The sequence below is a fragment of the Micromonospora sp. II genome, assembly GCF_001709195.1.
Taxonomy (GTDB): Bacteria; Actinomycetota; Actinomycetes; order Mycobacteriales; family Micromonosporaceae; genus Micromonospora; species Micromonospora chalcea.
This window is the reverse complement of sequence record NZ_LYXF01000016.1, coordinates 36,189-61,976: the sequence shown is the minus strand read 5'-3', so window position 1 is coordinate 61,976 and position 25,788 is coordinate 36,189. Positions and strand designations below refer to the sequence as shown.

Here is a 25,788-nt window from a genome sequence, read left to right as displayed (position 1 = left end):
AAACCGTTTCGGGCGGGCTGTGTCGGGTAGCGCACCCGGATACGGGACGGTCCGAGTCGGGAGGAGACGTGATGCCCAGCAACGCGACGAGATGGGCGCTGGCCGGCGCCGCCGCGGTGACCGCGCTCGGAGTCACCCGGACGGTCGCCCGGCGACGGCACCGGCACCAGCCCGACCGCGAGGACGGCTGGTACGTGGTGCGCCGCGGCATCACCGTGGACCGGCCGGTCGACGCGGTGATCGGGTTCTGGACCGACCGGGAACGGCTCGATCGAGGGCTGGCCGAGTGGGCCACGCTGGAGCAGCTCGACGCGAACCGGTGGCGCTGCGTGGCGGCCGACCCGGCCGGCGGCGGCACCGAGTGGCGGGCCGAGATCACCGTCGACGGCCCCGGCCGGTTGAGCTGGCGGGTCACCGACGGGCCGGTGGCCCAGCGCGGCCGGGTCGAGCTGGTGACCGCGCCGCAGGATCGGGGCACCGAGATCCGGGCCGAGCTGCGCTGGCGCTCCGGGCCGATCCGGCGCGCGGTCGGGCTGGTCGGTGGCACCGACCCGGACCTGGGGCTGCGCACCGCGCTGCGCCGGATCAAGTCGCTGATCGAGACCGGGCACGTGCTGGACACCCGGCACGACCCGTCCGGGCGCAGCCCGCGTCAGGAGCGGGCGACGGACAAGGTACGCGAGAAGCTGATGGTGGGAGGACGGCCGTGAGGGCGTTGTGCTGGGAGGGCGTAGGGAAGCTGGCCGTACGGGACGTGCCGGAGCCGACCATCAGGTCCGGCGGCGACATCATCGTCAAGGTGCGCGCGAGCAGCGTCTGCGGCTCCGACCTGCATCTGATCAACGGCTACCTGCCGGCGATGCGCGAGGGGGACATCCTCGGCCACGAGTTCATGGGTGAGGTGGTCGAGACCGGCCCCGACGTGCGGCGCATCTCCGTCGGTGACCGGGTGGTGGTCGGCTCGGTGGTGGCCTGCGGCTCGTGCTGGTACTGCCGCACCGAGCAGTTCTCGCTCTGCGACAACTCCAACCCGCAGCCGGTCTTCACCGAGAAGCTGTGGGGCCACTCGCCGGCCGGCATCCTCGGCTACTCGCACGCGGCCGGCGGCTACTCCGGCAGCCACGCCGAGTACATCCGGGTGCCGTTCGGCGACGTCGGCGCGTTCACCGTGCCGGACGGGGTGCCGGACGACTCGGTCGTGTTCGCCTCCGACGCCATGCCGACCGGCTGGATGGCCGCCGACTTCTGCAACCTCAAGGGCGGCGAGGTGGTGGCCGTCTGGGGCGCCGGCGGCGTCGGCCAGATGGCGGCCCGGTCCGCGCAGATCCTCGGCGCCGAGCGGGTGGTGGTCATCGACCGGCTGCCGGAACGGCTCGCCACCGCGTCGCAGCGCCTCGGCGTCGAGACGATCAACTACGCCGAGACCGACGTGCTGGAGGCGCTGCGGGAGATGACCGCCGGGCGCGGCCCGGACGCCTGCATCGAGGCCGTCGGCATGGAGTCGCACGACGTCGGCCCGGCGTACGCGTACGACAAGGCAAAGCAGACGGTACGCGCGCAGACCGACCGCCCCACCTCGGTCCGGCAGGCGATCATGGCGGCTCGCAAGGGCGGCACGGTGAGCATCGTCGGCGTGTACGGCGGCCTGGTGGACAAGTTCCCGCTCGGCGCGGCCATGAACAAGGCCCTGGTGCTGCGGATGGGGCAGATGCACGCCCAGCGCTACATCCCGATGCTGCTGGACCGGGTCGCGGCCGGCGAGATCGACCCCGGCTACCTGGCCACCCACCCGATGTCGCTGGAGCAGGGCGCCCGGGGTTACGAGATATTCGAGAAGAAGGAGGACGGCTGCCTGCGTACGGTGCTGCACCCGCAGGCCGCCTGACCGCGACCGGGGGCGTCCGCTTCAGCGCAGCGGGCGCACCCCGTCGGCCCGATGTGCCCCGTCGACCGGGCGTACGCCGTCGAGCACCAGCCCGCTGGGCGGCAACGCCGGCATGGCGCCCAGGTCGAGCGCCAGGTCCTGCGGCGGTACGCGGTAGTCCATCGCGCCGGTCAGGTTCGTCACGGCCCGCTTCATCAGCTCGATGGTGATCCACTCACCGGCGCAGCGGTGGCCGGTGAAGTGGTCGCCGCCGCCCTGCGGGATCAGGCCGAACGGGTCGTCGCGCCAGCCGGTGAAGCGCTCGGGGCGGAACTGCTCCGGCTCCGGCCAGGTGCCGGGGTGGTGGTTGGTGCCGTACAGGTCGAGCAGCACCCGCCGGCCCTGCGGGAACGTGTACCCCCGCCACTGGAACGAGCGGCGCACCCGGGCCGCGGCGACCGGGAAGAACGGGTAGTAGCGGCGTACCTCCTGCACGAACCGCTCGGTCGCGGCGTCGTCGCCGGGTAGCCGGTCCCGCCAGTGCGGGTGGTCGTGCAGGGCCAGCGCGGCGAAGACCACGTACCGGTCCACCGCGACGGTGGGGCGCAGTACGTTGAGCAGTTCCACGGCGGCGATCCGGCGGGGCAGCGGCAGTCCCCGCTCGTCCCGGTGCCCGGCCACGACCGCCAGCGCGCTGCCCTCCGGGGCGGGCACCGCGCCCGCGCGTACCCGTTCGATCAGGTCGCCGGCCCATCGTTGCGCGCGGTAGCGGCCGAGCCGGCCGCGCCAGTGCCGGGGGCCCAGCGCGGCCGGCGCCTCGATCATCGCGTGCATCTCGGCGGTGCGGCGCGGCACATCGGCCTCGGCCAGTGGCACCCCGGCCCAGGCCCAGACCGTACGGGTCAGGATCTCGCCCACCTCGTCGTAGAGCACCACCGGGCCGTTGCGGGCCCAGACCGGGATCCGGGCCTGCCACTGTTCGTCGAAGATCTCCCCGAGGCGGCGGATCGCGGCCGACGTCATGATCGACATGAACATCGCCTTGCGGACCCGGTGCGCCTGCCCGTCCAGGCCCTGCACGCCGCCGACACCGGTGAGCGTGCGCTGCCCGCGCATCGGCATGGCGCCCCGCCGCACGAACCGCTCCTCGTCGTAGAACAGCTCGGCGGCCTCCCGGCCGCGCAGGCAGATCGTCGGCTCCAGCAGCAGCCGGGTCTGGAACACGTCGGTGCCGAGGCGGTCGCAGCGGGAGCCGACGAAGCGGTAGCCCTCCCGGATGAAGGCGAGCGTGCTGTCCGGGCTCCGGTCGCTCGGCATGGTGCTCATGTCGGCTGCTCCTGACGCGGTTCGGCGGCGCTGCCTACCTACCCCGGGCGACGCCGCCGAACCCTTCATCTCAGCAGCTCGGGCCGCACGCGGGAGGGGCCAGCCGGTCGGGCGGACGCTGGCCCCTCCCCGGCGGCGGAAAAGCTGGTTCCCTCGAGGCACGCGGACCGGCGGCTACCGGTCCGGCGCCCGCCGGCGTGGTGTCCGGCGAGGGTCACCGGCGACGGGGGAGGGCACTGATGCGTGACGACAGCGCGGCGCGGCGGCACCGCGAGGCGTGGGCCGGGCTGCGCGGGGACGGCCGCGACGGTCCGCTGATCGGCGGGCCCCGGCGCGCCGGGGCCCGCCCACCGCGGTACTTCACCGTGCACCTGGACTTCGCCGCCACCGATCCCGCCGTCGCGCGGGAGCAGGCGGTGGCGTACGCCGAAGCGCTCGGCCTGCTCCGCCCGGAGCTGGCGCTCGGCGCGGCGGCCCTGTCCCCGGCGGACGCCTGGCACCGGGCCGAGCGGCTGTTCTGCGACGCGGTCGGGCCCGACGGCGAGCGCTGCGCCGACGTGGCCGGGCACCCGGGCTTCCACCACGCGCCCGGTCCGGGCGGCCTCGGCTGGGGCGACGGTGACTGAGGTGCGCTCAGTCCAGGTCGAACTCGCCGTCCTGGGCGCCGGCGACGAACGCGTCCCACTCGGCCTGGGTGAAGACCAGCACGGGCCCGTCCGGCTCGGCGGAGTTGCGCATACCGATCAGGTCGTCGACGAATGCCACCTCGACCGCTCCCTCGGAGGTGTCGCCCTCTGCCCGCTGCCAAACCGCCCGGGAGAGGTCGAAATCGCCCTTGGGGTGCTGACCCATCGCTGCTCCTCCATCGCCATGCGTAACGAGGCGGCCCGAGCGGACCACATCGGGCAGGATAAGCGGATGCCGAGCCTCACCCGTGCAGAGGCGACCGCGCGCCGCGCGTCGATCACCGTCGAGTCCTACGATGTGGACCTCGACCTGACCGGCGACGCCGAGCGGTTCCGCTCCGCCGTCACCATCCGGTTCCGGGCCACCCCCGGCGCCGAGACCTTCGTCGACGTCAAACCGCGCCGACTCCTCGCCGCCCGCCTCAACGACAGCGACCTCGACCCGGCCCTGCTGGCGGACGGCCGGCTGCCGCTGACCGGCCTGGCCGCCGACAACACGCTCACCGTCGAGGCCGAGATGGCCTACTCCAACACCGGCGAAGGGCTGCACCGGTTCGTCGACCCGGCCGACGGCGAGACCTACCTGTATGCGCTGTCCTTCCTGGACGAGGGGCCGCGCCTCTTCGCCGCGTTCGACCAGCCCGACCTGAAGGCGCCGGTGACGCTGACCGTCACCGCGCCACCGGAGTGGACGGTGGCCGCCAACGGGCCGCTCGCCGACCGGCCCGCACCGGGGCGCTGGGAGTTCGCCACCACCGAGCCGCTGGCCACCTACTTCGTCTCGCTGATCGCCGGGCCCTGGCACGTGCTGCGCGCCGAGCACGACGGCATCCCGCTCGGCCTCTACTGCCGGCGTTCGCTCGCCGCCCACCTGGACGCCGACGCCGACGAGATCCTCACAGTCACCCGGCAGTGCTTCGACCGCTTCCACGAGCTGTTCGCCGAGCGCTATCCGTTCGGCAAGTACGACCAGGCGTTCGTGCCCGAGTTCAACGCCGGCGCGATGGAGAACCCGGGCCTGGTCACGATCCGCGACGACTACGTCTTCCGCTCGGCGGTGACCGACACCCAGCGGGAGCTGCGCGCCACCACGATCGCCCACGAGATGGCACACATGTGGTTCGGCGACCTGGTCACCATGAGCTGGTGGGACGACCTGTGGCTCAACGAGTCCTTCGCCGAATACCTGGGCACCCGGGTCACCGCCGAGGCGACCCGGTTCGACCGGGCGTGGACCACGTTCGCCAGCCGTCGCAAGGCGTGGGGCTACACCGCCGACCAGCGCCCCTCCACCCATCCGGTGGCGCCGGAGGAGGTGGCAGACGCCGCCCGGGCGCTGCTGAACTTCGACGGCATCTCGTACGCCAAGGGCGCCAGCGTGCTGCGCCAGCTCGTCGCCTGGCTCGGTGACGAGGCGTTCCTGGCCGGGCTGAACGCGCACTTCGCCGCGCACCGCTTCGGCAACGCGACACTCGCCGACCTGCTGGCCGCCCTGGGTACGGCGAGCGGCCGCGACCTGGCCGGCTGGGCGGAACGCTGGCTGCGCCGCGCGCAGGTGAACACGCTGCGGGTCGACACCGCCGTGGACGCCGACGGGCGGTGGACCGACGTGGCGATCGTGCAGACCGCCCCGGCGAGCCACCCGGTGCTGCGGCCGCACCGTATCGGCGTGGCCCACCACACCGCCGACGGCCCGGCGTACCGGTTCGACGTCGACCTCGACCCCGACGCCGACGGCGGCCGGACGCCGCTGCCCGAGCTGGTCGGACGGCCCGCCACCGGGCTCGTGCTGCCGAACGCCGGTGACCTGACGTTCGCCAAGATCCGCCTCGACCCGGCCTCGGCGGACGCGGTGCCGCTGCTGCTGCCGGGGCTCGACGATCCGCTGGCCCGGGCGCTGCTCTGGGGCGAGGCGCTGGACGCGGTCACCGACGGGGAACGGCCGGCCGGCGCGCTGGCCGCGCTGATCGCGGCGGCGCTGCCCGCCGAGACCGAGGTGACGATCGTCGAGGACGTGCTGCTGCTCAGTCGCCGGCTGATCGACCGCTACCTCGACCCGCTCGGCCGGGACGCGGCGTTGCTGCGGGTGGCGACCGCCTGCGCGGCGTTGCTCGACTCGGCCCCCGCGGGCGGTTCCCTGCAACTGGCGGCGGCGCGGGGCCTGATCGCCGCCACCACCGACACCGCGATGCTCGCCGGCTGGCTGGCCGGTAAGCACGTGCCGTCGGGGCTGGCCGTGGACACCGACCTGCGCTGGGCGGTGCTGCGCCGGCTGGTGGTGCTCGGCGCGGCCGGTACGCCGCAGATCGACGCCGAGGCCGACGCCGACCGCAGCGCCACCGGCGCCGAGCAGGCCGCCGCGTGCCGGGCCGCGCTGCCCGACGCCGACGCGAAGCGGGCCGCCTGGGAGATCGTCACCCGCAGCACCGAGCTGTCCAACCGCCTGGTCGAGGCGACCGCCGAGGGCTTCTGGCAGCCCGAGCAGGCCGAGCTGACCGCCGGGTACGTGCAGCGCTACTTCACCGACATGCCGGCGGCGGCGCGTCTGCGTACCGCGTGGGTGGCCGACGCGGTCACGGTGGCCGCCTACCCCCGCTACGCCGTGGCGCAGCCCACCCGGGAGATGGCCGCGGCGCTGCTGGCCCGCGACGACCTGACGCCGGGCCTGCGGCGGTGGGTGACCGACCTGGACGACGACATGCGCCGGGCGCTCGTGGCCCGGACGGCGGTGGCCGCCGCGTCGGCCTGAGCTGGGAGCGCGCCGGGTGGGGGACCGCCCGGCGCGCTCGACGGCGGACCCCGCCCGGGGCCGTCGGGCGGGCGGCCTACGATCGCTGGGTGGAGGAAGACATCCGGCGGGTCGGCATCATGGGCGGCACGTTCGACCCGATCCACCACGGGCACCTGGTGGCGGCGAGCGAGGTGGCCGACCGGTTCGGTCTGGACGAGGTGGTCTTCGTGCCCACCGGACAGCCGTGGCAGAAGGCGGAGGAAGCGGTCACCCCGGCCGAGGACCGTTATCTGATGACGGTGATCGCCACCGCCTCCAACCCGCGCTTCCAGGTGAGCCGGGTCGACATCGACCGCGGCGGCCCCACCTACACCGTCGACACGCTGCGCGACCTGCACGCCGAGTACGGCGCGAAGGCGCAGCTGTTCTTCATCACCGGCGCGGACGCGCTGGAGCGCATCCTCTCCTGGAAGGATCTGGACGAGGCGCTCGAACTGGCCCACTTCATCGGCGTGACCCGGCCCGGCTTCGAACTGACCGACAAGCACCTGCCGGCCGACTCGGTGAGCCTCGTGCAGGTGCCCGCGATGGCGATCTCCTCGACCGACTGCCGTGCGCGGGTCGCCCGGGGCGAACCGGTGTGGTACCTGGTGCCCGACGGTGTGGTGCAGTACATCGCGAAACGGCGTCTCTATCAGCGGTGATTCCGCGCTTTATGTCCGCGTTTATGCCTGAAATCGACCAGAACTGACAAGTCGCCGCACCGCCGGGTGTGAGAGGCTTGGAGGGTCGCACGGTTGATCGAAGGAGAACGGTGACAGTTTCCGAGCGCGCGCACGAGCTGGCGATGGCCGCCGCCCAGGCCGCGGCCGACAAGAAGGCACAGGACATCGTCATCATCGACGTGGGCGACCAGCTCGCGATCACCGACGCGTTCCTGCTGGCCGCCGCTCCGAACGAGCGTCAGGTGCTCGCCATCGTCGACGCCATCGAGGAGCGCCTGCTGGAGCTGCCGGAGAAGGCCAAGCCGGTGCGCCGCGAAGGCGAGCGCGGCGGCCGCTGGGTGCTGCTCGACTACGTCGACATCGTGGTCCACGTCCAGCACACCGAGGAGCGCGAGTTCTACGCGCTCGACCGGCTCTGGAAGGACTGCCCGCAGATCCCGTTCACCGATCGCGACCTGGCCGACTCGGCCGCCGGCAGCGCCACCGCCGAATGACCCGACTGATCATCTGGCGGCACGGCAACACCGACTGGAACGCCGCGAGCCGCGTCCAGGGCCAGACCGACGTGCCCCTCAACGACCTCGGCCGCGAGCAGGCCCACGCCGCCGCCCCGGTACTCGCCGCGCTGCGCCCCGACGCGATCGTCGCCAGCGACCTGCGCCGGGCCGCCGACACCGCCGCCGCGCTCGCGGCGCTGACCGGGCTGCCGGTCCGCACCGACGTGCGGCTGCGGGAACGGCACTTCGGCCAGTGGCAGGGCCTCACCCTGACCGAGGTGGCCGAGCGGTTCCCCGACGAGTACGCCCGCTGGCGGGCCGGCGACCCGGACCCGGGCGCCGGCCTCGAACCCCTGGGTGACCTGGGTGCCCGGCTCGGCGCCGGGTTCCAGGACGCGGCCGACCTCGCCGTCGGCGGCACGGTCGTGGTGACCACCCACGGCGGCGGCGCCCGGCAGGGCGTCGGGCATCTGCTCGGCTGGGACCACACGGTGCTGCGCAGCCTCGGCTCGCTGGCGAACTGCCACTGGACCGAACTGCGCCACAACGGCGTCCGGGGCTGGCACCTGCGGGCACACAACGTCGGTCTGGTCACCCGGGCGGCGCTCACCGACGCGGTCTGACACCTCCGGCCCCGGCGCGTCACAGCGCCATCGGCTAGCGTGCCGGTCATGCCCGTCGCGGTCGTCACCGACTCCACCGCCTACCTGCCCTCCGACCTGGCCCGCGCACGCGGGCTCACCGTCGTCCCGCTCACAGTCGTCCTCAACGGCGCGGAAGGGCTGGAGGGCGTCGAGACCTCCCCGGCCGACGCCACCCGCGCGCTGAGCGGCCGGCGGGTCTCGGTGAGCACGTCCCGGCCCGCGCCCGAACAGTTCGCGCAGGTCTACCGCACGCTGCTCGCCGAGGGCGCCGACGGCGTGGTGTCGGTGCACCTGTCCGCCGAGCTGTCCGGCACCGTCGAGGCCGCCCGGCTCGCCGCCGCCGAGATCGGCGACGACCGCGTCACCGTCGTCGACAGCCGATCCACAGGCATGGGCCTCGGCTTCCCGGCGCTCGCCGCCGCCGCGGCCGCCGCGGCGGGCGCCGACCTGACCGGGGTACGCGACGCGGCGCTGGACGCGGTCGCCCGCACCACCATCTACTTCTACGTCGACACGCTGGAGTTCCTGCGCCGGGGCGGCCGGATCAACGCGGCCGAGGCGCTGCTCGGCACCGCGCTCTCGGTAAAGCCGATCATGCACATGCCTGATGGCGCGATCGTGGTGAAGGACAAGGTCCGTACCGCCAGCCGGGGAGTCGCGCGGCTGGTCGACCTCGCCGTCGAGGCGGCAGACGACGCCCAGGTCGACGTCGCGGTGCACCACCTCGCCGCGCCGCAGCGGGCCGAGCAGTTGCTGACGGCGCTGACCGAGCGGCTGGGCGACCGGCTGCACGACACGTACGTCACCGAGGCCGGAGCGGTGGTCGCCGCCCACGCCGGGCCGGGGCTGGCGTGCGTGGTGGTCCACCGTCGTACACCCTAGGGTGGCCGGATGAACCTCCGGTCGTATGTCGTCACCGGCGGCGGGCGCGGCGTCGGACGCGCCATCGTCGAACGGCTGGCCACCGACGGCGGCATCGTGGTCGTGGTCGAACGGGACACGAGCGCACTGGACTGGCTGGCCCGGCATCCGCTCGCCGACCGGCTGCACGCCGTGACCGGGGACGCCGGCGACGAGGCGGTCACCGGCCGGGCCGCCGACCGCGCCGAGGCGTACGCGCCGCTGGCCGGCTGGGTCAACAACGCCGCTGTCTTCCGCGACGCCGACCTGCACCGCGCGCCCGCGAGCGAGGTGGTCGACCTGATCACGCTCAACCTGCGGCCCGCCGTGGCCGGGGCCGGCACCGCCGTACGCCGGTTCCTGGCCGCCCGGACCGGCGGCGCGATCGTCAACGTCTCGTCCCACCAGGCCCGCCGGGCGGTGCCGGGCGCGCTGCCGTACGCCACCGCCAAGGCCGCGCTGGAAGGGCTGACCCGGGCGCTCGCCGTCGACTACGGCCGCCACGGGATCCGCGCCAACGCGGTGGCGCTCGGCTCCGTCCACACCGAACGGCACGCCGCCTACCTGGCCGGACTCGACCCGGCCGAGGTCGCGCACGTCGACGCGGAGATGGCCCGGCTGCACCCGCTCGGCCGGATCGGGCGTACCGACGAGGTGGCCGAGGTGGTCGCGTTCCTGCTCTCCGACCGCGCCTCGTTCGTCAACGGCGCGGTCGTGCCGGTCGACGGGGGACGGGCCGCGCTCGGCCTGGACCCGGAGGCGCGCTGACCGTAGTTTTCGGCCACCTAGCACGGCCAGGGCTTGATCGGGTGTGTGTCCACAGTCCCTTGGTTGTCCACAGGTGAGCGTTCATCGGCCGATGCGGGACGAGCTGTCTCCGTAGCGTCCCGAGCCGTGCCAGACGACGAGGAGACGACGGTACGGCGGCGGCTCGCCCGGCTGTTCGGGCCTGGGCCCGGCGAGGCCGAGCCGGGTCTCGGGCTGCGTCCCGGCTTCCCGGAGCGCGACGGCGGGCGGGAACCCTCGTCCGGGGCGAACCCCTGGTCCGCCGAGCCGGACGCCGACGACGGCCCGTCCCACGATGCTCCGGTGGCCGCGCGCGGCCTGGCGTCCCGGCTGCCCGGACCCGGTGCGTTCGATCCCGGCCGCCGGGGTGTGCGGGCGCTCGCGGCGGTGGCGGCAGTGGTGGTCGTGGTGGCCGCCGTCTGGGCCTGGCGTTCGCGTCCGAGCACCGAACCCGTGCCGCCGGTGACGGCATCCTCCGAGGCGCCTGTGGGCGCGGCGACCGAGGCGGTCACCGGGGTGCCCGCGTCAGCCGGCGCACCGGGTCAGGTGGTCGTCGCGGTGGCCGGGAAGGTCCGCCGCCCCGGCCTGGTCCGGCTGCCGGCCGGCGCCCGGCTGGCCGACGCCGTCGAGGCAGCAGGCGGCGCGCTGCCCGGCGTCGACGTCGCGCTGCTCAACCCCGCCCGCAAGGTCACCGACGGTGAACTGATCCTGGTCGGTGTGACCGCCCCACCGGGACCGGGCGGGCCCGCCGCGGCGGGCGCAGGCGGTGCGCCGGGCGGACCTGCGGCGCCGGCCGGACCGGTCAACCTGAACACCGCGACGCTTGCCCAGCTCGACGCGCTGCCCGGCGTCGGCCCGGTGCTCGCCCAGCGGATCCTCGACCACCGCGACCAGCACGGCGGCTTCCGGTCCGTGTCCGACCTGCGGCAGGTCGACGGCATCGGCGACGCCCGGTACGAGCAGCTCAAGGAACTGGTGACGGTGTGACCGGCCGGCGTGCCGCTGCCTCGCCCGTCCTCGACGGTGACCCTGCGCCTGTCCGCGACGTGCCCGACCTGCGGCTGGCCGGGTTGGCGGTGGCCGCGTGGCTCGCCGCGCTGGCCGGGCTGCACCTCACCGTCCGCGCGACCGTGTGGACGGCCGCCGTCGCCGCCGCGCTCGCCCCCCTGGCGGCCCTGCGCTGCTGCGGCGTGCTCGGCCGACCGGGGGAACCGACCCGCCGCTACGGCTGGATCGTGGTCGCCGTGCTGCTCGGCGTGGTCTGCGGGGCCGCCGCCACCGGCGCCCGGCTCGCGATCCGCGACGCCACGGCGGTACGCGCTCTGGTCACCGAAGGCGCAGTGGTCACCGCCGACCTGGTGCTGCGCGACGATCCCCGCCCGGTACGCGGTGCCCCCGGCCGGCCACCGATGCTCCTGGTCCGCGTCGACCTGGTCCGCCTCACCGGAGGCGACGGCGCGCGGGTCACCGGCCCGGTACGCGCCCTGGTGCTGGCCACCGACCCGGCCTGGCGGCCGCTGCTGCCGGGTCAGCGGGTCACCACCCAGGGGCGGCTGTCCGCCCCGCGCGGCGGTGACCTGACCGCCGCCGTGCTCTCCGCCGCCGATCCGCCCACGCTGCGCGGCAGCGCGTCCTGGCCGCAACGGGCGGCCGGGGTGCTGCGATCAGGGCTCCAGCGCGCCTGTGCGCCGCTGCCGGACGCGCCGGGCGGGCTGCTGCCCGGCCTCGTGGTGGGGGACACCAGCCGGCTGCTGCCCGAGGTGGAGGAGGACTTCCGGGCCACCGGGATGACGCACCTCAACGCGGTGTCCGGCTCCAACGTGGCGATAGTGGTCGGCGCGGTGCTGCTGCTGGCCCGCTGGGCGCGCGCCGGTCCGCGTACCGCCGCCACGCTGTGTGTGCTCGCCCTGGTCGGGTTCGTCATCCTGGTACGGCCCTCGCCGAGCGTGGTGCGCGCCGCCGCGATGGGTGCGATCGGGCTCGCCGCGCTGGCCGCCGGGCGGTCCCGGTCGGCGCTGCCCGCGCTCGCCGCGGCGGTCACCGGGCTGATCCTGTACGACCCGGACCTCGCGGGCGACCCGGGGTTCGCGTTGTCGGTCTGCGCCACCGGGGGACTGCTGCTGCTCGCGCCGGGATGGCGGGACGCGCTGCGCCGCCGGGGCGTACCGCCCGGGCTGGCCGAGGCGCTCGCCGTGCCGGCCGCCGCGCAGCTCGCCTGCGGCCCGGTGATCGCCGGACTGTCCGCGACGGTGAGCCTGGTGGCGGTGCCGGCGAACCTGTTGGCGGTGCCGGCCGTCGCGCCCGCCACTGTGCTCGGTGTGCTGGCGGCGGTGCTGTCGCCGGTGTGGCCGGGCGGCGCGGAGTTCCTGGCCTGGCTGGCGAGTTGGCCGGCGCGCTGGCTGGTGGCGGTGGCCGCGCACGGGGCGGACCTGCCGGCCGGGAACCTGCCCTGGGTGGGCGGGGTGGCCGGGGCCCTGCTGCTGGCGGGGGTGAGCGTGGCGCTGCTGCTCGCCTTCCGCCGACGCCGGGCGCGGCGGCTGGTCGCGGTCGTGGTGATGGCGGTGGTGCTCGGCGCGGCGCCGGTCCGGTTGCTTGCCTCCGGCTGGCCGCCGCGCGGCTGGGTGGTGGTGGCGTGCGCGGTGGGGCAGGGGGACGCCGTGGTGCTGCCGGTGGCGGCCGGCCGGGCCGTGGTGGTCGACGCCGGACCGGACCCGTCCGGCGTGGACGCCTGCCTGCGCCGCCTGCGCGTACGTGAGGTGTCGCTGCTGGTGGTCAGTCACTTCCACGTCGACCACGTCGGCGGCGTGGCCGGGGTGTTCCGGGGCCGGCGGGTGGGCGCGGTGGTGGGTCCGTCCTGGTCCGAGCCGCCCTACGGCGCCGCCCAGGTACGCGAGGCGGCCCGCCGGGCCGGTGCGCCGCTCGCCGCCGCGCAGGCGGGCTGGCGGTGGCGGGCCGGAGCGGTGGACCTGGTCGCGGTCGGGCCGCCGTACCCGCTGCGGGGCAGCCGGTCCGACCCGAACAACAACTCACTCGTCCTGACCGCCACCGTGGCCGGGGTACGGGTCCTGCTCGCCGGTGACGCCGAGACGGAGGAGCAGCGGGCGATGCTGGAGACGATGCCGGCCGCCGCGATCCGGGCCGACGTGCTGAAGGTGGCCCACCACGGCTCGGCGTACCAGGATCCGCAGTTCCTCGCCGCGGTGCGCCCGGCGGTGGCGCTGGTGTGCGTGGGCGTCGACAACGACTACGGGCATCCCAACGCCGGGCTGCTGGACCGGCTGGCCCGGGGCGGCGCGCGGGTGCTGCGTACCGACACCGGCGGTGACCTGGCCGCCGTGCGCGTCGGCGCCGGCCTCGCCGTGGTGACGCGCGGCCCCGATCCGGTACGACAGCGGTGAGGTGGCGAATCTTGTTGCGATAGATGGTGGATCAAGGCAAATGTCTGGATTTGCGCTGAGTGCGGGCTGTGCCGTCACAGTCCTCGATGACCAGGTCCGATCGGGTCGGAGGGCGTGCGAGTATGGGCGACGTGACCCCCGCCGACCTGCCTCCTATTGTGCTCGTCCTCGGCGACGAGGAGCTGCTCGCCACGCGAGCGGTGACCGAAGCCGTCGCCCGGGCCCGCGAGGTGGACCCCGACGTGGACGTGCGGGAATACCAGGCCGGCACGCTCACCGTCGGCGAGATCGCCGAGATGCTCAGCCCGTCGCTGTTCGGCGGCCGCCGGGTGCTGGTGCTCCGCTCCGGTCAGGACGCCCGCAAGGACCTGTCCACCGCGCTACTGGCGTACGCGAAGAACCCCGACCCGGACGTGCAGCTCGTCGTGCTGCACCTGGGCGGGGCCAAGGGCAAGGCGTTCGCCGACGGGCTTCGGGCGGCCGGTGCCACTGTGGTGCCGGCGATGAAGCTCAAGGGCGACCGGGAACGGGCCGCCTTCGTGCGGGACGAGATCCGTCGCAACGGGGGCAAGTGCACGCCGGACGCGGCCGACGCCCTGGTCGCGGCAGTCGGCAACGACATGCGTGAGCTGGCCGCCGCCTGCTCGCAGCTGCTCGCCGACACGGACGGGCGGATCAGCGCGGACACGGTGGCCCGCTACTACCGGGGGCGGGCCGAGGTGACCGGCTTCACGGTGGCCGACGCGACGATGGTCGGCGACGTGCCCGGCGCGCTGGAGGCGCTGCGCTGGGCGCTGCACGTCGGCGTCGATCCGGTGCCGATCGCCGACGCGCTGGCCGACGGCGTACGAACCGTGGCCCGGGTCGCCGCCGCCGGGCGGGGAAGCCCGTTCCAGCTGGCCAAGACGCTGGGCATGCCGGCCTGGAAGATCGAGAAGGCTCAGGTGCGGGCCCGGGGCTGGACGCCGGAGGGCCTGGTCGAGGCGATGCGGGTGGCCGCCGAGTGCAACGCGGCGGTCAAGGGCGGCGCCGACGACCGGGCGTACGCGCTGGAGCGAGCCGTGTTCTCGGTGGCCGCGGCCCGGCAGGGCGGCGCCCGGTGACCCGATCGTGGTCGACTGTGGCCACGGACGAGGAACGGTACCGCCCGCTCTACGCCCGGGTGCTGGGCCTGCGCTTCGTCAACCCGGGCGGGGTGCTCTGCTTCCTGTTCTTCGAGGGCGCGATGGCGCTCGCCGTGCTGCTCGCGCTCGCCGAACTGGTGAGCTGGTGGGCGGTGCTGGTGCTGCCGGTCGCGGTGGCCGCGATGGTCAAGCTCAACGACGTGGTCGCCGAGATGGTCGTCCGCACCGCGGCGCTGGTGCCCGAGCAGGAGCGGGACCGCTTCCGGCGGCAGATGGAGCCGGTGGTCGGCCGGGCCCGGGTGCCCGCGAGCGCCCGCGCGCTGCCGAGCGGCGCGGTCCGGAGCGTCCGGTCGTTGCCGGGCGGCACGCCAGCCGACTCCCGGGGCGTCCGCTACCACCACCCGCAACGCGCGACGTTCGACCGCCCGACCGAGCGCTAGCAGCGCCTCTTCCCCCGCGCCGCGCCCTGCGCCTTCGCGCGGAGATCTTGGTACGGAACCGCCCCTCAGGGGGCCGTTTCGTACCAAGATCTGCGGCGTGATCGGAGTGGGACAGCCGGAAGCCCCGTGGGCTCGATGGCCCCGGGGCTTCCGGTCGGGATCTGCGGTGCCGGTCAGGCAGAGAACGAGGCGACGCGCTTGGCGATCGCCGACTTCCGGTTGGCCGCCTGGTTGGCGTGGATGACACCCTTGCTGGCAGCCTTGTCCAGCTTCCGGGTGGCCTCACGCATCAGCACGGTGGCCTTCTCGGCGTCGCCCGCCTCGGCAGCCTCGTGGAACTTCCGGATGGCGGTCTTCAGCGACGACTTGACCGACTTGTTACGCAGCCGGCGCTTCTCGTTCTGCCGGTTGCGCTTGATCTGGGACTTGATGTTCGCCACGCGACAGCCTCGTCTTGATAGCTCGGGTTGGTCTGCTTTCGCGCACGACGAGCATGCGTCATCGCCGCGCGAAAAGCCAGGCTACCAGGTCGGTCCCCGACGAGCCAAAACGCCTCCGGCCGGGGCCCACCTGCCACCGTCACCAGCATGCCGTCGCACCCAGCGATCACACCAGTCCGATCGGCGTTTCCAGGCTGGTCGAGCGGCGCGCCACTTCGGGGAAGTGGCGGGGCCAGGGCCGGTGTGATGTGGCCATTTCCCCGTGCTGGTGTGGATCAAGGGCGAGGGCCGGTGGACGGGCGCGCCAGTTCGGGGAGGTGGCGGGGTCAGGGGCGGTGTGATGCCGCTACTTCCCCGTGCTGGTGTGGATCAAGGGGGGAGAGGGCCGGTTCGGTGGGATGCGGCCACTTCGCCGAACCGGGTGGATCACGGGGGAGGGGCGGGGTGGGGTCAGGACCAGCCTCGCCGCTCGGCCAGCCAGCTGAGCGCCTGCTCGCCGCTCCAGCGCTGGTGGGCGCGCAGGTGCGGGGACGCCGTCGACGGTTCGGCGGCGGCCCCGGTCAGGTAGTAGCCGGCCAGCGCGGCCAGCGTCACGTCCAGCGCATCAGCGGGCGCCCCTGCCACCGCCGGGTGACCGGCGAACGCGGCGTCCGCGTCCAGGCCACTGGCGTACGCGGTGAGCAGCAGCCCGGCCAGGTCGAACCAGGCCGGCCCGTGACAGAGCCACGGCCAGTCGCACAGCCAGGCGCGCCCGCCGGAGTCGATCAGGAGGTTGTCCACCCGCAGGTCGCCGTGGGCCAGCCCGGGGGCCGCGTCGGCGTACCCGGGCAGGCGCGACTCCAGCGCCACCAGCTCGGCCAGCGGGGCGCCGGCGGCCTGCTCGGGCAGCGGCTCGCGCCCGGCGGCCACCTCGCCCCACCAGAGGATGTCGTCGCGGGCCAGGTCCGCGAGCCGGGGGAGCGGGAGCGCGGCCAGCTGCGCAGGCGGGTCGGCGAGGGCGGCGGCCACCTCGGCGTACGTGGCGAGAGCGGCGTCCAGCTCGGCCGGCGCCCAGGGCAGCGCGGGGGTGTACCCGTCGATCGCGTCGAGCGCCAGCGCGTACCAGCCGGACTCGGTGAGCGCCCAGCGCGGCCGGGGCACCGGCAGGCCGGCCGGGAGCCGGGCCAGGATCGCCGCCTCGTGGGCGTACCAGTCGACCAGGTGCCGTTGCCCGTGCAGCGCCGCCGCCTTGACGAACACGCGCTCACCGTCTGGGCCGGTCAGCACGGCGGCGAATCCGCTGGTGAACCCGCCGGCGGCCACCCGTACCGCCGCCGGTGGGCCGCCGAGCCGGGCGGCCAGCGCGTTCCGCAGCCCGGCCGGCAGGTCGGCCCAGCCCGGCCGCACGGCCGTCGACCCGTACGCGACGGGCGGGAGTGAGATCGCACGCACCGCACCATGCTGCCGCACGCGGGCCGAACCGCCCCGCCGCACCGGCGGCGCGCGGCGAACCGGCGCGTCGGAGGGCTCTGCCAGACTGCCTGCCATGAGGACCGACGAGTTCTGGCAGCTGATCGACGACGCCCGCGCCGGGGCCGGGGGAGAGCCCGACGCGGTCGCCGCCCGGGCGGTCGCGCTGCTGGCCGAGCGCGACCCGGAGGAGATCGTCGGGTACGCCCACCACCAGCGGCGGGTGCTCGCCGCCTCCTACCGGGTGGATCTCTGGGGCGCGGCGTACCTGATCAACGGCGGCGCCTCGGACGACGGCTTCGAGTATTTCCGGGGCTGGCTGATGACCCAGGGCCGGGCGGTGTTCGCCAAGGCGGTCGGCGACCCGGACTCGCTCGCCGAGTTGCCGCAGGTGCGGGCGGCGGCGCTCAGCGGCGAGGAGTTCGAGTGCGAGGACATGCTGGCGGTGCCGTGGGACGCGTACCGGAAGGCCACCGCGACCGACCTGCCGGCCGAGCGTGACCCGGTGCCGGTGCCCGACCTGAACGACTTCTGGGACTTCGACGACGAGGAGGAGGCCCGGCGTCGGCTGCCGAGACTGGCCACCCTCTTCGTGGAGCCACCCGTGGAATAGCAGTGGAGTAAAGGGGGAGTCCGGGCGCTCCCGGGGCGACGTGGGACCATGGAGGGGGCCGGCGGCGCGCCGGCCCGCTCACGTCAGCCGACCAGAACGGACCGCTGTGCCACCGACGCTCGATCCCGGCGCGAACGCTCCTGGTGCCACCGACCCGGCGCGCATCCGGAACTTCTGCATCATCGCCCACATCGACCACGGGAAGTCGACCCTGGCCGACCGGATGTTGCAGCTCACCGGTGTGGTCGACCCACGGCAGATGCGCGCGCAGTACCTGGACCGGATGGACATTGAGCGCGAGCGCGGCATCACCATCAAGAGCCAGGCCGTGCGGATGCCGTGGACGATCCGCGAGGGCGACCGGGCCGGTGAGACGGCCGTGCTCAACATGATCGACACTCCGGGCCACGTGGACTTCACCTACGAGGTGTCCCGTTCGCTGGCTGCCTGCGAGGGCGCGATCCTGCTCGTCGACGCCGCGCAGGGCATCGAGGCGCAGACGCTCGCCAACCTCTACCTGGCGCTCGAGAACGACCTGCACATCATCCCGGTGCTCAACAAGATCGACCTGCCGGCCGCCCAGCCGGAGAAGTACGCCGAGGAGCTGGCGCACCTGATCGGCGGCGATCCGGCGGACTGCATCAAGGTCTCCGGCAAGACCGGCGAGGGCGTGCCGTACCTGCTGGACGAGATCGTCCGGCAGTTCGTGCCGCCGGTGGGTGACGCCGAGGCCCCGGCCCGCGCGATGATCTTCGACTCGGTGTACGACGTCTACCGGGGCGTGGTCACGTACGTCCGGGTGATCGACGGCCGGATCTCGGCCCGGGACCGGATCAAGATGATGTCCACCGGCGCGGTCCACGAGCTGCTGGAGATCGGTGTCATCTCGCCGGAGATGGTCAAGGCCGACGCGCTCGGCGTCGGCGAGGTGGGCTACCTGATCACCGGCGTGAAGGACGTGCGCCAGTCCCGGGTCGGTGACACGGTCACCATCAACAACAACCCGGCCAAGGAGGCGCTCGGCGGTTACAAGGACCCGAAGCCGATGGTCTACTCGGGGCTCTACCCGATCGACGGCTCGGACTACCCGAACCTGCGCGAGGCGCTGGACAAGCTCAAGCTCAACGACGCCGCGCTGGTCTACGAGCCGGAGACCTCCGGAGCGCTGGGCTTCGGCTTCCGCTGCGGCTTCCTCGGCCTGCTGCACCTGGAGATCATCCGGGAGCGGCTGGAGCGGGAGTTCAACCTCGACCTGATCTCCACCGCCCCGAACGTGGTCTACCGGGCCATCCAGGAGGACGGCGAGGAGATCGTGGTCACCAACCCGAGCGAGTACCCGACCGGCAAGATCGCCGAGGTGTACGAGCCGACGGTGCGGGCGACGGTGCTGACCCCGAACGACTACGTCGGCGCGGTGATGGAGCTGTGTCAGGGCCGCCGGGGCAGCCTGCTCGGCATGGACTACCTCTCCGCCGACCGGGTGGAGCTGCGCTACACGCTGCCGCTGGCCGAGATCATCTTCGACTTCTTCGACCAGCTCAAGAGCCGTACCAAGGGTTACGCCTCACTGGACTACGAGCCCTCCGGCGAGCAGGCGTCGGACCTGGTGAAGGTGGACATCCTGCTGCACGGCGAGCCGGTCGACGCGTTCAGCGCGATCGTGCACAAGGACAAGGCGTACACGTACGGCACGACGATCGCGGCGAAGCTGCGTTCGCTGATCCCGCGCCAGCAGTTCGAGGTGCCGATCCAGGCGGCGATCGGCAGCCGGGTGATCGCCCGGGAGACCATCCGCGCGATCCGCAAGGACGTGCTCGCCAAGTGCTACGGCGGTGACATCAGCCGCAAGCGCAAGCTGCTGGAGAAGCAGAAGGAGGGCAAGAAGCGGATGAAGATGGTGGGCCGGGTGGAGGTCCCCCAGGAGGCGTTCATCGCGGCGCTCTCGTCCGACTCCGGTGACGGCAAGCCCGCCGGCAAGAAGTAGCGGTCCGGCTCCGCGCAGCGGCCGGCGTCCCCTCGCAGGGGCGCCGGCCGTTCGCGTACCCAGGAGATTTTCAGCCTCTGGCAGCGCTCCCACCTGCGGGTTCGCGTCAGTCGGGAGGGTGGCGGTCGATACGGCCGGTTTCGGTTTTCGATGCGTCGGGCACTTAGCGGTCACGACAGCAACCGCACAGAACGTGCGAAATCGCTTTAGGAGGACGACCGTGGAGTTCACCGTCTGGGGCATCATCACCGCGCTGGTCGTGGGTCTGATCGTCGGCGCGCTGGGCCGGCTGGTCGTGCCGGGCCGGCAGAACATGCCGATCTGGCTGCACATGGTGATCGGCGTCGGCGCGGCGCTGCTGGGCACCGTCCTGGCCCGCGCGCTCGGCATCGCCACGCAGACCGCCGGCATCGACTGGGCCGAGCTGGCCGTGCAGGTCGTGCTCGCCGCCATCGGTGTGGCCCTGGTGGCCGGCGTCGGCCGCCGCAGCAGCGTCTCGCGTTACTGATCGCATCACGCGCCTCGACGGGTGCCCGGCCGCATCGGCCGGGCACCCGTCGGCGTATTCGGCGCATTGAACCCCGTCGGTGTGCCGGGCCCGCCCGCCGCGCCCGGTTTCGGGGAGAAGCAGCAGGTCAGGGTACGTCTGAACAATTCGTCATCGGAGTCGGTTTGGATTTCCGGGCGGTCGGGAACTTAGCGATCACGACAGTAACCACACAAAAACGTGTGACCGGATCTTAAGGAGGAGGGCGACCATGGAGCTCACCGTTTGGGGCATCATCACGGCGCTGGTCGTTGGTCTGATCGTCGGCGCGCTGGGCCGGCTGGTCGTGCCGGGCCGGCAGAACATGCCCATGTGGCTGCACATGCTGATCGGCGTCGGCGCCGCGCTTCTGGGCACGCTCGTCGCCCGGGCCTCCGGCTTCGCCGAGACCGCCGGCATCGACTGGCGCGAGCTGATGCTGCAGGTGCTGTTCGCCGCGATCGGCGTGGCCCTGGTGGCCGGTGTCGGCCGTCGCCGCGGCGTCTCGCGCTACTGACCCCGCACCACGCGCCTCGACGGGCGCCCGGCCTCACCGGCCGGGCGCCCGTCGGCGTTCGTGGGCTCTGAACTGCCCGGACGGCATCGATGTCGGCCGGGCCCCGGCTGCGATACGGTCGCCTGTGCCCTCCGTCACGAACACCCCCTGTTGTAAAGGAAATTTTCCTACTAAGGTGCGGCGGAGAAGGTTAGTGCCAAACGGCCCTGAGGGAGATATGGCGTGAACAGGTGGAAGCGGCTGGCTCCGGTCACCGCCATCGTGGCGTCGGCCGCGTTGGTGCTGACCGCGTGCGGTGGCTCCGGCGACGACGACAAGGCCGCCGACAACAGCAAGCTCACTGTGTGGATGATGGGTGAGGGCGGCGACGCCCAGACCGCGTTCCTCGACAGCGTCGAGGCGGAGTTCAAGAAGAAGCACCCCGAGACCGACGTGGTGGTGCAGTACATCCCCTGGCTCGAGGCGCCGAAGAAGTTCCAGGCCGCGCTCGCCGGTGGCGAGGGCCCGGACGTCACCGAGCTGGGCAACACCGAGACCCAGGGCTGGGCCGCTCAGGAGGCCCTGGCCGACGTCTCGGACAAGTTCAACGCCTGGTCCGAGGGCAAGGACATCCTGCCCGACCTGGTCAAGAACGCTCAGCTCGACGGCAAGCAGTACGGCGTGCCGTGGTACGCCGGCGTGCGCGCCGTCTACTACCGCACCGACTGGTTCGCCGAGGCCGGCGTGAAGCCGCCGACGACCTGGGACGAGATGGTCGCCGCCGCGAAGGCGGTGCAGGCCAAGAAGCCCGGCACCTACGGCATCGCCCTGCCCGGCAACTCCGAGCTGCCGTTCTACTCCTTCCTCTGGAGTGCCGGCGCGGAGATCGCCACCAAGGAGGGGGACAGCTGGAAGTCCGGCTACAACACCCCCGAGGCGCAGAAGGCGGTCAAGTTCTGGACCGACCTGGTGACAGTGCACAAGGTCGCCCCGCCGGCCGCCGCCGGGTGGAACGAGGTCGACGCCCGTACCCAGTTCGCCACCGGCAAGGCCGCGATGGCGTTCGCCGGTAGCTGGCAGGGCGGCGCGATGAAGAAGGACAACCCGGACATCGAGAAGGTCTGGGGCACGTTCCCGATCCCCGGTCCGGACGGCAAGGCCGCCCCGGCGTTCGCCGGTGGCTCCGACATCGCCATCTGGAAGGACAGCGAGCGGGCGGCGCTGGCCTGGGACTACATGACCGTGCTGCTGAGCAAGCAGAAGGACAAGGAGTTCGCCAGCAGCCTCGGGTTCTTCCCGGTCTACCAGGACCTGGTCAGCAGCGGTGACTACGCCAACGACAAGGTGATGGCCGCGTTCGCCACGGCCATCCAGAACACCAAGCTGACCCCGCTCACCCCGAAGTGGGTCGAGGTCAGCCGGACCAAGACGGTGACCCAGGCGATGAACAGCTCGGTCATCAAGGGCCAGAAGACGGTCGAGAAGGCCACCGCCGACGCGGCCACCGAGATCGAAAGCATCCTCAACGCCAAGTGACCACGCTGACCGAGGCCACCGGCGAGGCCGCCGCGCGGGAGACCCCCGCGCGGCGGCGCCGTCGCCGGGTGGACCACCTTCCGTACCTTCTGCTCCTGCCCTGCCTGGCGATCATCGCCGTGCTGCTGCTCTGGCCGCTCGGCCAGGTCGTGTGGATGTCCTTCCACAAGCTGGACAGCGTCCGGCAGCTGCGCGGCGACCGCGAGTGGCCGTGGATCGGCCTGGCCAACTACGCGCAGATCCTCGGCGACCCGTTCTTCCGTACGGTGCTGCGCAACACGGTGCTGTTCGCGGTCGCCAACGTGGCGCTCACGATGGTCCTCGGCACGCTGGTCGGGCTGCTGCTCAACCGCCTGGGCAAGAAGATGGCCACGTTCGTGGCGAGCTGCGTGATGCTCGCCTGGGCCACCCCGGCGCTGACCGGCACGATCGTCTGGAAGTGGATCTTCGACGACACGAGCGGCCTGGTCACGTGGCTGTTCAACAAGCTTCCCGACGGGCTGTCCACGGCGCTGTTCGGGCGCAGCGACTGGACCGGGTACGGCTGGTTCAACGACCCGCTGCTGTTCTTCGCCATCCTGACGCTCGTGGTGGTCTGGCACTCGTTCCCGTTCATCGCGGTGAGCGTGCTGGCCGGGCTCAAGAGCGTGCCGACGGAGTTGCAGGAGGCGGCCCGGGTCGACGGCGCCGGCCCGTGGAAGGTGTTCTGGAAGGTGACGTTCCCGATCCTGCGGCCGGTCTTCGGCATCCTCGTGGTGCTCTCCACGATCTGGGACTTCAAGGTCTTCACCCAGCAGTTCGTGCTGGCCGGCGGCACCCAGGACCGGTCGACGTTCATGCTGTCGATCTACTCGTACGCGGAGGCGTTCTCACCGCCGCCGAAGTACGGCCTCGGCTCCGCCATCGCCGTGATCCTCACCGTGATCCTGCTCGTGGTGACCGCCCTGTACGTCCGCATGGTGCTGCGGCAGGAGGACGAATGATGAAGAAGATCGCCCTCAACGGCGCGGGCCTGCTGGTCGCGCTCTTCGCCGCGTTCCCGGTCTACTGGATGTTGGCGACGTCGCTGAAGCCCAACCGGGAGATCTTCTCGTCCACGCCCCGGCCGGTGCCGGCCGAGCCGACGCTGGAGCACTACCGGGAGATCCTCACCGGCAACCTGATCCCGGGCGTGACGTTCACCGACTTCTTCCTCAACAGCGTGCTCGTCGCGGGGGCCACGGTGCTGCTGAGCGGGCTGGTCGCCCTGCTCGCCGCGACAGCCGTGGCCCGGTTCCGGTTCAAGCTGCGCACCACGTTCCTGATCATGCTGCTGGTGGTGCAGATGATCCCGCTGGAGGCGCTGGTCATCCCGCTGTTCCTGATGATCCAGCGGCTCGGTCTCTACAACACGCTGCCCAGCCTGATCCTCACGTACCTCGGCTTCTCGCTGCCGTTCGCGGTCTGGATGCTGCGCGGCTTCGTCGCCGCGGTGCCGAAGGAACTGGAGGAGGCCGCCGCCATCGACGGCGCCAGCCGGGCCCAGACGTTCCGCAAGGTGCTGTTCCCGCTGGTCGCGCCCGGCCTGGTCGCCACCAGCATCTTCTCGTTCATCACCGCCTGGAACGAGCTGATCTTCGCGCTGACCTTCATCAACGACCAGCAGAAGTACACGCTGCCGGTGGCGATGACGTTCTTCTTCGGCCGCGACGACACCGCCTGGGGCTCGGTGATGGCCGCGTCCACGCTGTTCACCCTGCCGGTGATCGTCTTCTTCCTGCTGGTGCAGCGCCGGATGGTCTCCGGCCTGGTCGCGGGAGCTGTGAAGGGCTGAGGGCGGCGGCCGGTCAGGCCGCGGCGAACACCTCGGCGCGTACCTCGGTGGCCGGGTCGCCCTTCACCCGGGCCCAGGAGCCCTGCTCGGCGGTCCACTCCAGGTTGCCGAAGCGGACCTTCTTCACGCCGTGGTCGTCGGCGTGCGAGACCAGCCAGTGCGCGTACCGCCAGCCGTTGCGGTCGTCGCCCGCCGGCACGGTGAGCGCGGTCAGGTCCGTCGCCGTGGCCAGCCGGGGCAGCCCCCAGTCCAGCGACAGGCTCTCCAGCACGGCGCTGGCGGCGGCCGGCCCGCGCATCGTCGGCGGCGAACTCACCGTGCAGGCCACCGCGCCGGTCGCGTGGCCGAGCAACGCGCGGGTCAGGACCTCCGACTCGTCGGCCCACTTCTCGTACGCCTCGGGGAAGGCCGACCGCTGCACCCGCTGGGCGGCGTCGGTGACCCGCATCCGCTCCCAGCCCTTGACCTTCTTCAGCGCGGCGTAGAACTTGTTCGCCGCGTACCGCGGGTCCTGGACCTGCTCCGGGGTGCCCCAGCCCTGGCTCGGGCGCTGCTGGAACAGGCCGAGCGAGTCGCGGTCGCCGTGCGCGATGTTGCGCAGGTGCGACTCCTGGTACGCGGTCGCCAGCGCCACCACCACCGCCCGCTCGGGCATCCGGCGCTGCATGCCGATGGCCGCGATGGTCGCCGCGTTCGCCATCTGGTCGGCGCCGAGCACCACCTCGCCGTCGGCCTGCACCGTGCAGGTCCGGCTGGCCAGGGGGAGCCGCAGGTGCTCGCCGAACTGCTTGGTCACGGCATAGACCGCGAGCAGCGCCAGTACGCACACCGCAACACCAGATGCCACGATCGCCGCTCGCGTCCGCACCCGCACCCCCTGTCCCGACAGTCCGCCAAGCGTACGTCGGCCCCGCGCCGCCGCGTCTCGGCCGAGTGGCCGTCCCGCCACCACGTGACCGGCGCCGTGCCGCCGGGCGGGGCCCGCCACCACCGAAGGTGACCAGCCGGGCCCCGCCGCGTACCTCAGTCTCCGGCGGGCACCCAGGCGGCGGGACGCTTCTCCCGGAACGCCATGACGCCCTCACGCCCTTCGTCGGAGAGGAAGTACCCGGTGGACAGCGCCGCCAACTCGGCGATCTCGGCCCGCAGGTCCGTCGCGGCGGGCCGGCGCAGCAGCTCCTTCGCCCCGGCCAGCGCCCCCGGCGCGCCCCTGACCAGCGAGGCGCAGTAGCGCTCGACGGCGGCGTCCAGCTCGCCGGCCGGCACCGCGGCGGTGACCAGGCCGACCTCGGCGGCGCGGCGGCCGTCGAACGTGTCGCCGGTCAGGTACAGCTCGGCGGCGGCCCGCTGGTCCAGCCGGGGCAGCACGGTCGCCGAGATCACCGCCGGGATCACCCCGATCCGCACCTCGGTGAACGCGAACGTCGCCTCCTGCGCGCAGACCGCCAGGTCGGCGGCGGCGATCAGGCCCAGCCCACCGGCCCGGGCCGGCCCGGCGACCTTCGCGACCACCGGCTTCGGGCACTCCCGCACCGCCACCAGCACGTCGCCGAGCATCCCGGCGGGCACCGTGCCACTGGCGTACGCGGCGGCGGTCTCCTTCAGGTCGGCGCCGGAGCAGAAGACCGGGCCGGTGTGGTCGAGCACGATCGCGCGTACCGCGTCGTCGGCGACCGCGTCGGCCAGCCCGGCCAGCAGCTGGGTCATCAGGGGCGTGGAGAGCGCGTTGCGGTTGTGCGGGCTGTCCAGGGTGAGGGTGGTCACCCCACGGGCCGTGGCGACTCGCACGAGAGCGTCCGGAGAGGTCATG

The 25,788-nt window shown here is 73.2% G+C and carries 26 protein-coding genes; 20 read left to right on the top strand and 6 right to left on the bottom strand.

The features are described 5' to 3' along the window. The first annotated feature begins 71 nt into the window (after window positions 1-71). Entirely contained in the window at window positions 72-710 is a 639-nt protein-coding gene (locus tag A8711_RS09570; protein WP_043328977.1) for a cyclase, read from the top strand. Next, window positions 707-1,885 carry a zinc-dependent alcohol dehydrogenase gene (locus A8711_RS09565; protein ID WP_069087988.1) on the top strand — a complete coding sequence of 393 codons (1,179 nt, stop codon included), beginning with the start codon at window positions 707-709 and terminating at the stop codon, window positions 1,883-1,885. Before A8711_RS09570 ends, A8711_RS09565 begins: the two co-directional genes overlap by 4 nt. Window positions 1,886-1,906: 21 nt before the next feature. Here the strand turns inward: A8711_RS09565 and A8711_RS09560 are convergent, their stop codons facing one another. Further along, window positions 1,907-3,190: a cytochrome P450 gene (locus A8711_RS09560; protein ID WP_069087987.1), complete on the bottom strand. Its 1,284-nt coding sequence runs from the start codon at window positions 3,188-3,190 to the stop codon at window positions 1,907-1,909. Window positions 3,191-3,429: 239 nt separating this feature from the next. Here A8711_RS09560 and A8711_RS09555 point away from each other — a divergent pair, with 239 nt between their 5' ends. After that, window positions 3,430-3,816 (top strand): hypothetical protein, encoded by a 387-nt coding sequence (locus A8711_RS09555; RefSeq protein ID WP_069087986.1) that lies wholly within the window; start codon window positions 3,430-3,432, stop codon window positions 3,814-3,816. Between the two features lie 7 nt (window positions 3,817-3,823). Here the strand turns inward: A8711_RS09555 and A8711_RS09550 are convergent, their stop codons facing one another. Beyond that, window positions 3,824-4,042 (bottom strand): DUF397 domain-containing protein, encoded by a 219-nt coding sequence (locus tag A8711_RS09550; RefSeq protein ID WP_013287999.1) that lies wholly within the window; start codon window positions 4,040-4,042, stop codon window positions 3,824-3,826. Window positions 4,043-4,108: 66 nt separating this feature from the next. Here A8711_RS09550 and pepN point away from each other — a divergent pair, with 66 nt between their 5' ends. The 10 genes from pepN (at window position 4,109) to A8711_RS09500 (ending at window position 15,121) form a co-directional block, all read left to right on the top strand. Then, window positions 4,109-6,625 (top strand): aminopeptidase N, encoded by a 2,517-nt coding sequence (pepN, locus tag A8711_RS09545; RefSeq protein WP_069087985.1) that lies wholly within the window; start codon window positions 4,109-4,111, stop codon window positions 6,623-6,625. 89 nt (window positions 6,626-6,714) lie between these two features. After that, window positions 6,715-7,311, top strand: coding sequence for a nicotinate-nucleotide adenylyltransferase (gene nadD / locus A8711_RS09540; RefSeq protein ID WP_030503098.1), 597 nt, complete (start codon window positions 6,715-6,717; stop codon window positions 7,309-7,311). A gap of 110 nt (window positions 7,312-7,421) precedes the next feature. Further along, window positions 7,422-7,826, top strand: coding sequence for a ribosome silencing factor (gene rsfS / locus A8711_RS09535; protein ID WP_043328985.1), 405 nt, complete (start codon window positions 7,422-7,424; stop codon window positions 7,824-7,826). Continuing rightward, a complete protein-coding gene (locus A8711_RS09530; RefSeq protein WP_069087984.1) occupies window positions 7,823-8,452 on the top strand; it encodes a histidine phosphatase family protein in 630 nt (209 codons plus the stop codon). The genes rsfS and A8711_RS09530 overlap by 4 nt, the downstream gene beginning before the upstream one ends. Before the next feature lie 48 nt (window positions 8,453-8,500). Beyond that, on the top strand, window positions 8,501-9,355 hold the full coding sequence (locus tag A8711_RS09525) for a DegV family protein (RefSeq protein ID WP_069088002.1): 855 nt from the start codon (window positions 8,501-8,503) through the stop codon (window positions 9,353-9,355). Window positions 9,356-9,364: 9 nt separating this feature from the next. Continuing rightward, the gene (locus A8711_RS09520; protein WP_069087983.1) at window positions 9,365-10,141 is read left to right on the top strand and encodes an SDR family NAD(P)-dependent oxidoreductase; all 777 of its coding nucleotides are present in this window, start codon (window positions 9,365-9,367) and stop codon (window positions 10,139-10,141) included. A gap of 126 nt (window positions 10,142-10,267) precedes the next feature. Then, a complete protein-coding gene (locus tag A8711_RS09515) occupies window positions 10,268-11,146 on the top strand; it encodes a ComEA family DNA-binding protein (protein ID WP_069087982.1) in 879 nt (292 codons plus the stop codon). Further along, entirely contained in the window at window positions 11,143-13,557 is a 2,415-nt protein-coding gene (locus tag A8711_RS09510; protein WP_369830105.1) for a ComEC/Rec2 family competence protein, read from the top strand. The genes A8711_RS09515 and A8711_RS09510 overlap by 4 nt, the downstream gene beginning before the upstream one ends. A gap of 122 nt (window positions 13,558-13,679) precedes the next feature. Beyond that, entirely contained in the window at window positions 13,680-14,660 is a 981-nt protein-coding gene (gene holA, locus A8711_RS09505; protein WP_043328991.1) for a DNA polymerase III subunit delta, read from the top strand. Then, window positions 14,657-15,121 (top strand): hypothetical protein, encoded by a 465-nt coding sequence (locus tag A8711_RS09500; RefSeq protein WP_043328992.1) that lies wholly within the window; start codon window positions 14,657-14,659, stop codon window positions 15,119-15,121. The genes holA and A8711_RS09500 overlap by 4 nt, the downstream gene beginning before the upstream one ends. A 173-nt stretch (window positions 15,122-15,294) precedes the next feature. On the opposite strand, the gene rpsT is transcribed toward A8711_RS09500, so the two are convergent. Together rpsT and A8711_RS09490 are read right to left on the bottom strand one after the other, a co-directional pair. After that, window positions 15,295-15,561, bottom strand: a complete 267-nt coding sequence (gene rpsT, locus A8711_RS09495; protein ID WP_030503107.1) for a 30S ribosomal protein S20 — start codon at window positions 15,559-15,561, stop codon at window positions 15,295-15,297. A gap of 450 nt (window positions 15,562-16,011) precedes the next feature. Next, complete coding sequence (locus tag A8711_RS09490; protein WP_083296968.1) at window positions 16,012-16,992, bottom strand: phosphotransferase family protein; 981 nt, start codon at window positions 16,990-16,992, stop codon at window positions 16,012-16,014. A gap of 94 nt (window positions 16,993-17,086) precedes the next feature. Here A8711_RS09490 and A8711_RS09485 point away from each other — a divergent pair, with 94 nt between their 5' ends. From A8711_RS09485 to A8711_RS09455, 7 genes are all read left to right on the top strand, one after another. Beyond that, window positions 17,087-17,623 (top strand): DUF4240 domain-containing protein, encoded by a 537-nt coding sequence (locus A8711_RS09485; protein WP_043328995.1) that lies wholly within the window; start codon window positions 17,087-17,089, stop codon window positions 17,621-17,623. Between the two features lie 106 nt (window positions 17,624-17,729). Beyond that, entirely contained in the window at window positions 17,730-19,607 is a 1,878-nt protein-coding gene (lepA, locus tag A8711_RS09480; protein ID WP_069087980.1) for a translation elongation factor 4, read from the top strand. Between the two features lie 220 nt (window positions 19,608-19,827). After that, on the top strand, window positions 19,828-20,115 hold the full coding sequence (locus A8711_RS09475; protein ID WP_043328996.1) for a GlsB/YeaQ/YmgE family stress response membrane protein: 288 nt from the start codon (window positions 19,828-19,830) through the stop codon (window positions 20,113-20,115). Between the two features lie 250 nt (window positions 20,116-20,365). Next, window positions 20,366-20,650: a GlsB/YeaQ/YmgE family stress response membrane protein gene (locus tag A8711_RS09470; RefSeq protein ID WP_043328998.1), complete on the top strand. Its 285-nt coding sequence runs from the start codon at window positions 20,366-20,368 to the stop codon at window positions 20,648-20,650. A 222-nt stretch (window positions 20,651-20,872) separates the two neighbouring features. Further along, window positions 20,873-22,165 carry a sugar ABC transporter substrate-binding protein gene (locus A8711_RS09465; protein WP_043329000.1) on the top strand — a complete coding sequence of 431 codons (1,293 nt, stop codon included), beginning with the start codon at window positions 20,873-20,875 and terminating at the stop codon, window positions 22,163-22,165. Further along, window positions 22,162-23,148 carry a carbohydrate ABC transporter permease gene (locus A8711_RS09460; RefSeq protein ID WP_064448693.1) on the top strand — a complete coding sequence of 329 codons (987 nt, stop codon included), beginning with the start codon at window positions 22,162-22,164 and terminating at the stop codon, window positions 23,146-23,148. The genes A8711_RS09465 and A8711_RS09460 overlap by 4 nt, the downstream gene beginning before the upstream one ends. Continuing rightward, complete coding sequence (locus tag A8711_RS09455; RefSeq protein WP_069087979.1) at window positions 23,145-23,978, top strand: carbohydrate ABC transporter permease; 834 nt, start codon at window positions 23,145-23,147, stop codon at window positions 23,976-23,978. Before A8711_RS09460 ends, A8711_RS09455 begins: the two co-directional genes overlap by 4 nt. 13 nt (window positions 23,979-23,991) lie before the next feature. Here the strand turns inward: A8711_RS09455 and A8711_RS09450 are convergent, their stop codons facing one another. Both A8711_RS09450 and A8711_RS09445 read right to left on the bottom strand, forming a co-directional pair. Beyond that, window positions 23,992-24,852, bottom strand: a complete 861-nt coding sequence (locus tag A8711_RS09450; protein ID WP_176722778.1) for a hypothetical protein — start codon at window positions 24,850-24,852, stop codon at window positions 23,992-23,994. 149 nt (window positions 24,853-25,001) lie between these two features. Then, window positions 25,002-25,787 (bottom strand): enoyl-CoA hydratase-related protein, encoded by a 786-nt coding sequence (locus A8711_RS09445; protein ID WP_043331020.1) that lies wholly within the window; start codon window positions 25,785-25,787, stop codon window positions 25,002-25,004. Window position 25,788 lies beyond the last annotated feature (1 nt).